The 7,394-nt window shown below is 45.4% G+C and carries 7 protein-coding genes; 5 read left to right on the top strand and 2 right to left on the bottom strand.

Going from position 1 to position 7,394, the window contains the following annotated elements; all coding sequences use genetic code 11:
- The 5 genes from QZ076_RS13575 to QZ076_RS13555 form a co-directional block, all read left to right on the top strand.
- On the top strand, positions 1–698 hold a 698-nt coding region (locus tag QZ076_RS13575; RefSeq protein WP_293713818.1), incomplete at its 5' end, for a M48 family metallopeptidase.
- Between the two features lie 269 nt (positions 699–967).
- Complete coding sequence (locus QZ076_RS13570; protein ID WP_293713816.1) at positions 968–1,603, top strand: bifunctional nuclease family protein; 636 nt, start codon at positions 968–970, stop codon at positions 1,601–1,603.
- Positions 1,600–2,916, top strand: a complete 1,317-nt coding sequence (locus QZ076_RS13565; protein WP_293713814.1) for a nucleoside transporter C-terminal domain-containing protein — start codon at positions 1,600–1,602, stop codon at positions 2,914–2,916. The genes QZ076_RS13570 and QZ076_RS13565 overlap by 4 nt, the downstream gene beginning before the upstream one ends.
- A 31-nt stretch (positions 2,917–2,947) precedes the next feature.
- Positions 2,948–3,646 carry a 16S rRNA (uracil(1498)-N(3))-methyltransferase gene (locus tag QZ076_RS13560; RefSeq protein ID WP_293713812.1) on the top strand — a complete coding sequence of 233 codons (699 nt, stop codon included), beginning with the start codon at positions 2,948–2,950 and terminating at the stop codon, positions 3,644–3,646.
- 40 nt (positions 3,647–3,686) lie between these two features.
- Entirely contained in the window at positions 3,687–4,244 is a 558-nt protein-coding gene (locus QZ076_RS13555; protein WP_293713822.1) for a sugar O-acetyltransferase, read from the top strand.
- A gap of 107 nt (positions 4,245–4,351) precedes the next feature.
- Here QZ076_RS13555 and guaA (QZ076_RS13550) read toward each other — a convergent pair whose 3' ends face one another.
- Both guaA (QZ076_RS13550) and guaA (QZ076_RS13545) read right to left on the bottom strand, forming a co-directional pair.
- Positions 4,352–5,659: a glutamine-hydrolyzing GMP synthase gene (guaA, locus tag QZ076_RS13550; protein WP_293713810.1), complete on the bottom strand. Its 1,308-nt coding sequence runs from the start codon at positions 5,657–5,659 to the stop codon at positions 4,352–4,354.
- A gap of 50 nt (positions 5,660–5,709) precedes the next feature.
- The gene (gene guaA, locus QZ076_RS13545) at positions 5,710–7,230 is read right to left on the bottom strand and encodes a glutamine-hydrolyzing GMP synthase (RefSeq protein WP_293713808.1); all 1,521 of its coding nucleotides are present in this window, start codon (positions 7,228–7,230) and stop codon (positions 5,710–5,712) included.
- Between the last annotated feature and the right edge of the window lie 164 nt (positions 7,231–7,394).

The following is a 7,394-nucleotide window of genomic DNA, read 5'->3' as shown; positions in this document are numbered from 1 at the left end:
AAGTAGTAAATGCCGCAACCGATGTAGCTAAAGCCGTCACCCTTAGTGATGCCGATATAGCCGCCATGAGCCGGGAGTATATCGAGTGGATGGATACCCATAATGAAGTGGCCGGTCCCGATACGGAAATGGGACAGCGTCTGGAGCGTTTGACAAAAGATATCAAAGTCAACGGATTAGATCTGAACTTCAAGGTATACAATGTTATCGACGTAAATGCTTTTGCCTGCGGCGACGGCAGTGTCCGTGTCTGTGGCGGATTGATGAAAGTAATGGATGACAATGAAGTAATGGCGGTTATCGGCCATGAAATCGGTCATGTGCTCCATTCCGATTCGAAAGATGCCATGAAAAACGCCTATCTGACTTCGGCAGCAAAGAATGCTGCGGGAGCGACAAGCGATGTTGTAGCAAAATTGTCTGATTCCCAGTTAGGTGACCTGGCAACAGCATTGGCGGGTGCGCAATATTCGCAAAAACAGGAAAATGAAGCAGACGATTATGGCTTTGAATTCAGTGTAGCCAATGGTCTCGATCCGTACAGTATGCATAACTCACTGAATAAACTGATGAGTTTAAGCGGGGAAGCACCGAAATCATCCAAATTCCGCCAGATGTTTTCAAGTCATCCGGAAACAGCTAAGCGCGTCGAACGGATGAAGGAGAAGGCGGATGAATATATGAAGGATAAGAATTAATTGTTAATACACCTTTCTAAGCTGGGTGTTTTACTGAAATATTGCTAAATAGTAGCTATTTTGTGCTGCAAAACTATGCTGAATAACATAAATCGCTTATATTTGCACTGTGTTTTTCATGGTATTAGATTTAAGGTTAGCAATGAAGATTGGTTGTCGTGATGACAACCTTTTCTTTTTTATATACCTTACTTAATCATTTTCAACCTTTCTCTCTTTTAATTCCGAAATAATATTACTTTTGTATAGTTACTATAAATTTATATGGTGTGGATACAAAAATAAAATTACGGGTTCAGGGCTTGACTAATAGTCAGATCCAGTCGGGTGCGTATGCACTGATACTGGCTGAAGAAGAGGGAGCCCGTCGTATACCTATTATTGTAGGGACATCGGAGGCGCAATCTATCGCTATCGCGTTGGAACATATTACACCTCCCAGACCTCTTACTCACGATTTGTTTGTCACTTTCGCACAAGCTTTCGGCATTCAGTTGCGTGAAGTTTTTATCTATAAGTTTGAAGATGGGGTATTCTATTCCGAGTTGTTATTTGACGATGGCATTACGCAGGTGCGCCTGGATTCCCGCACTTCGGATGCGATAGCTATCGCTTTGCGTGTGAAATGTGATATTTATACTACCGATCAGATTGTTGTCGAATGTGGAGTCGTACTGGAAGAAGCTTCCTCTATGACCGACAAGGATGATGACGAATATGCTCTGTTGGATAAAGAACCCGAAGATATCGAAGACGCAGAAGAACTGAAGAAATGGCTCTCTTTGCTGGATGAGGACGAATTGACCGAACGGTTGGACGAAGCCGTCTCCGATGAGAATTACGAATACGCAAAGATGTATAAAGACGAAATTCGTCGGCGGGAAGAGGAGGACGAAGCAGAATGATAGAACAACAGAGTGGAATAAGCCTTGAATCGCTATTACGAGGAATACTGGGTATTGTAACGGTTCTGGCCGTCGCATACGCCCTGAGTTACGATCGTAAACGGATCGACTGGAAACTGATCGGCGGCGGACTTTTTATGCAATTGGTCTTTGCTTTGGCTGTTCTGTATATTCCGTTTATCGGAACGGCGCTCGAATTAATGGGTAGGGCTTTCATTAAACTGATGGATTTTACCCAGGCCGGAGTTGGCTTTCTACTTGGCCCGTATGCCGCGAAAAGTAAAGGTTTTATATTCTTGATCCACTCTTTGCCGGTGGTTATTTTCTTCTCGGCTTTAGTTTCCCTTTTTTATCACTGGGGAATTATTCAGCGTGTAGTAGGGGCTTTTTCCTGGCTACTGCGGAAGTTTATGAATATTTCAGGGGCGGAAGGACTGGTTACTTCCGGTAATATATTTATGGGAATGACAGAGTCGCCGGTGCTGATCAAGAATTATCTGCCGGCTATGAACCGTTCTGAGATCTTTCTGGTGATGGTGTCCGGAATGGGTACGATTGCCGGTACTGTGATGGCCACTTATATCGGCATGTTGTCCGGTGGAGATCCGGTGTCGAGGGTTTTATTTGCCAAGCACCTGATCTCAGCTTCTTTGATGGCGGCTCCCGGATCGATCGTCTTGTCAAAGATGCTTTGCCCGCAAACAGAGGTGGCTGTCGACCATGCCGTCGGCCTGGAAAAGAAAAGTGCCCATCCGACTGCATTGGATGCACTGGCAGCCGGAACTTCGACTGGTATCCGGCTGATGGTGAATATTGCGGCCATGTTATTGGTTTTTATCGCATTGGTAGCTTTGGCCAATTATATATTGGAAGGTCTGATCGGACGATATACCGGTTTGAACGACTGGATCGTTTCGATAACGGATGGAAAAGCGCAGGGACTGACATTCCAGTTTATACTGGGGGTGATTCTGGCTCCGTTCATGTGGCTGATAGGTATTCCCTCTTCCGACATAATGCTAGTGGGCTCGTTGCTGGGGCAAAAAACGATCCTGAATGAGTTTGTGGCTTATTTTCAGTTGCAGGAATGGAAAGATACCGGGATGTTTATGTACCAGAAATCCATATTGATGTCTACCTATATATTATGTGGCTTTGCCAATATCTCGTCTATCGGGATTTTGTTGGGTGGAATGGGAGTGCTGGCACCGGATAAAAAGGAGATGATTACTCGCTTCGGGTTTCCGGCCATGATAGCAGGAGCTTTGGTTTCTGTGTTGTCAGCAACGATCATAGGGATGATCTTAGGGTAATTGAATATTGAAAACAGAAAACTAAATAGTTGTGCAGATATTTTATACGCCGGATATTACAGTAAATCCGGAATTGCCGGAAGAGGAAGCAGGTCACTGCATCCGTGTACTTCGTCTGACTGAAGGCGATGAGATTTTGCTTACCGATGGCAAAGGTTCTTTTTATAAGGCGGCTATTAGCCGTGCCCATCATAAACATTGCGAGGTTTCTATTCTGGAAAGTTGGAAACAGCCGGCTTTATGGAATTTTCAGCTTCATGTTGCCGTAGCACCGACAAAGAATATGGACCGTATGGAATGGTTTGCGGAGAAAGCTACTGAGATCGGTATCGATACGATCACCTGCCTGAACTGTCGTTTTTCAGAACGTCGGGAGATAAAACCGGCTCGTCTGGAAAAGATACTGGTCAGCGCCATGAAGCAATCGCAGAAGGCTACATTGCCCCGACTGATAGGAATGACCGATTTCAAATCATTCGTCAGCCAACCATTTGATGGCCGGAAGTTTATCGCCCATTGTGAGGATGGTGAAAAGAGATTGTTGAAACAGACCTATCATCCGGGCGAGAATGCTCTGATTCTGATCGGCCCCGAAGGTGATTTCAGTCCTGAAGAAATAGAACTGGCTTTGCAGCAGGGATTTGAACCGATCTCATTAGGAGAAAGCCGGCTTCGTACGGAAACAGCTGCGCTGGTGGCTTGTCATACGATTCATGTGCTGAATCAGTAAATACGGGTATAATATAAGGATAACCATTGATAATAAGATGATGACAGAAAAAGAAAAATGCCGTCAGGGATTGTTGTATGATGCCAATTATGATCAGGAACTGTTGGCTGACCGCGAGAAAGCAAAGGAACAGTTGTACGATTACAACCGTCTGCGCCCTTCTCAACAGGAAGAAAGGATGCAGGTATTGAAGCGTCTTTTAGGTAAAACAGGAGAGAGTTTGATCATAGAGCCGCCTTTTGCCTGCGATTACGGATATAATATAGAAGTGGGGGAGAATTTCTATGCCAACGTGAATCTGGTTATCCTGGATGGTGCTAAGGTGGCTATCGGTGATAATGCTTTTATCGCCCCGAATGTTGGTATCTATACTGCCGGTCATCCGTTGGATGCTCCGCAGCGTAACAAAGGCCTGGAGTATGCCCGCCCCATAACTATCGGCCATAATGTATGGATCGGTGCCGGTGTAAACATCTTGCCGGGAGTAACGATTGGAGATAATGCTGTGATTGGTGCCGGAAGCGTAGTGACGAAGGATATTCCGGCAAATGTGTTGGCGGTGGGAAATCCTTGTCAGGTAATAAAGGAAATAGATTAGATAAAGATAGTCTCCGATAAGTAAGAAATTAGATAACTTATAAAAAGAAAACCACGGTATCAGAAGAAATCGATACCGTGGTTTATATTTTAGGACAGATATATCTGTTATTCCCACTCGATCGTCGCATTCGGTTTCGGCGATATGTCGTAGCAAACGCGGTTTACGTTCTTCACCTCTTTCAGGATACGGTCGGTGATCTTCATCAGGATAGGCCAGTCTACCGGTTCGATGGTAGCAGTCATGGCGTCTACGGTGTTGACGGCACGGATAATAACAGGCCAGTCGAAAGAGCGGGCGTTATCACGTACACCTACCGATTTGAAATCGGGAACAACAGTGAAATACTGCCATACCTTTTTGTCTAATCCGGCAAGCTGGAATTCTTCGCGCAGGATAGCATCTGCTTCACGAACAGCTTCCAGTCTGTCACGGGTGATAGCACCCAGACAACGTACTCCCAGTCCGGGACCGGGGAACGGCTGGCGGTAAACCATTTCGTAAGGCAATCCTAATTCCAGGCCGCATGCACGAACCTCGTCTTTGAATAACTGACGCAGAGGCTCAACCAGTTCGAATTTCAGGTCATCGGGCAGACCACCTACGTTATGGTGAGATTTTACCATTTTGGCAGTCTTTGTACCGCTTTCCACGATGTCCGGATAGATCGTACCCTGTGCCAGGAAGTCGATACCGTCCAGTTTGCGGGCTTCCTCTTCGAATACACGAATGAATTCGCCACCGATAATCTTTCGTTTTTCTTCCGGATCGGCAACGTTAGCCAGTTTACCCAGGAAACGATCGGTTACATCGACATAAACCAGATTGGCCTGAAGTTGATTTTTGAATACTTCAACTACATCTTCCGATTCGCCTTTACGCATCAGGCCATGGTTTACATGTACGCAAACCAGTTTGTCGCCGATAGCTTTCAGTAGTAATGCAGCAACTACAGAACTGTCTACGCCTCCCGATAAAGCCAATAACACTTTTCTATCGCCCACCTGACGTTTGACAAGCTCGATCTGGTCGTTGACAAAGTTTGTCATATTCCAGTTAGCTTCCGCTTTGCAGGTATCGAAAACGAAAGACTTTACGGCAACCTTGATGGCTTCTATATCGTCTGTAAATTGACTGAGTTTGACTTCACATAATGCTTTGTCATGGCCGGCAGCCATTACGGGGATACCTAAAGAATAAATACCCGGATTTACATCGATAGCAACGCCGTCGATCACATTGTTCGGGCCACCGTTGATAATTATACCTTTTACATTCGGTAATGCCTTCAGCTCCTCTACCGTGATATCGTGCGGATAAATTTCACTGTAAACGCCCAATGCACGGATAGCTCTGGCTAATACCGTATTTTCATGACTTCCCAGGTCTAAAATAACGATCATATCTTGTTTCATCGTATTCCTCCTAAAATTATTAAGTTAATTAGATTATCCTTCTTGTATGCTTATTCCCACTCGATCGTTGCAGGCGGTTTGGAACTGATATCGTAGACGACACGGTTCACGCCTTTAACCTTATTGATGATCTCGTTGGACACTTTAGCGAGGAATTCGTAAGGCAATTGCGCCCAATCGGCGGTCATGGCGTCGGTAGATGTTACGGCACGTAAGGCAACCGTATTTTCATAGGTACGTTCGTCGCCCATTACTCCGACAGACTGAATCGGAAGCAGGATCACTCCGGCCTGCCAGATCTTATCGTATAATCCCCATTCACGCATCAACGACATATAGATTTCGTCGGCATCCTGCAGGATACGAACTTTCTCCGGCGTGATATCACCCAGGATACGGATACCCAGACCCGGGCCAGGGAACGGATGACGTTTGATCAGGTGTGGTTGCATACCCATCTCCATGCCAACACGGCGAACCTCGTCTTTGAAAAGAAGGCGAAGCGGTTCGACCAGTTTCAGCTTCATCGTGTCGGGAAGACCGCCTACGTTATGATGACTTTTAATAACCGTACCGGTGATAGACAACGACTCGATTACGTCAGGATAGATTGTACCCTGTCCCAACCATTTGATATCTTTCAGCTTGTGAGCTTCCTGGTCGAATACGTCGATAAAACCTTTACCGATGATCTTGCGCTTCTGTTCCGGATCGGAAACTCCAGCCAGTTCACTATAAAATTTATCTTTTGCGTTCACCCCGATCACATTCAATCCCAGGTGTTCGTAATCTTTCATTACGTTCTCGAACTCATTCTTACGGAGCAATCCGTGATCCACAAAGATACAGGTAAGGTTTTTACCGATCGCTTTGTTCAGGAGAACGGCTGTTACGGATGAGTCGACACCGCCCGAGAGTGCCAGGATCACTTTATCGTCTCCTAGCTGTTCTTTCAATTCGGCAACTGTCGATTCGATGAATGAAGCGGGCGTCCAGTCTTTGGCACATCCGCAAATATTCAGGAAGTTGTCCAGTAATTTTGTTCCGTCGGTTGAATGGAATACTTCCGGGTGGAACTGTACACCCCAGGTTTGCTCGCCTTCAACATGATATGCAGCCGCCTTTACATCATCTGTGCTGGCGATTACTTTGAAGTTGTCAGGAAGCAGGGTTATTGTATCGCCATGCGACATCCAAATTTGAGAACCTGTGTCGATTCCCTTCAATAACGGATCATTATTGTTTACATACGACAGGTTGGCACGTCCATATTCCCGCGAATTGGCAGATTCGACGTTTCCACCGGATGTATAAGCAAGATATTGTGCTCCGTAACAAATACCGAGTACCGGGTACTTTCCGCGAATCTCGCTCAGGTCTGCTTTGAAAGCGTCAGCGTCATAAACGGAATAGGGGCTACCTGAAAGGATCACTCCTTTTACGTCGGTTGCATCATGCGGAAATTTGTTGTAGGGAATAATCTCGCAATACATGTTTAACTCTCTGACCCTGCGGCCAATCAATTGAGTTGTTTGCGAGCCGAAATCAAGAATAATAAGTTTCTCGTGCATGCAGTGTTATTATTTAATTGAGTGGGGCAAAGGTAGTAATTTTATTTCTAAAATATTGTAACGTGCCACCCATATCTGACCATGCAAATGTTGAATGATATCCCTCTTTCTTAAAAAGTGTATAAATGGGGCGGATGTGTTTTAATACATCCGATTAAACATTA

It is taken from the genome of uncultured Parabacteroides sp. (assembly GCF_905196875.1).
Taxonomy (GTDB): domain Bacteria; phylum Bacteroidota; class Bacteroidia; order Bacteroidales; family Tannerellaceae; genus Parabacteroides.
This window is presented reverse-complemented; position numbering and strand designations above follow the sequence as displayed.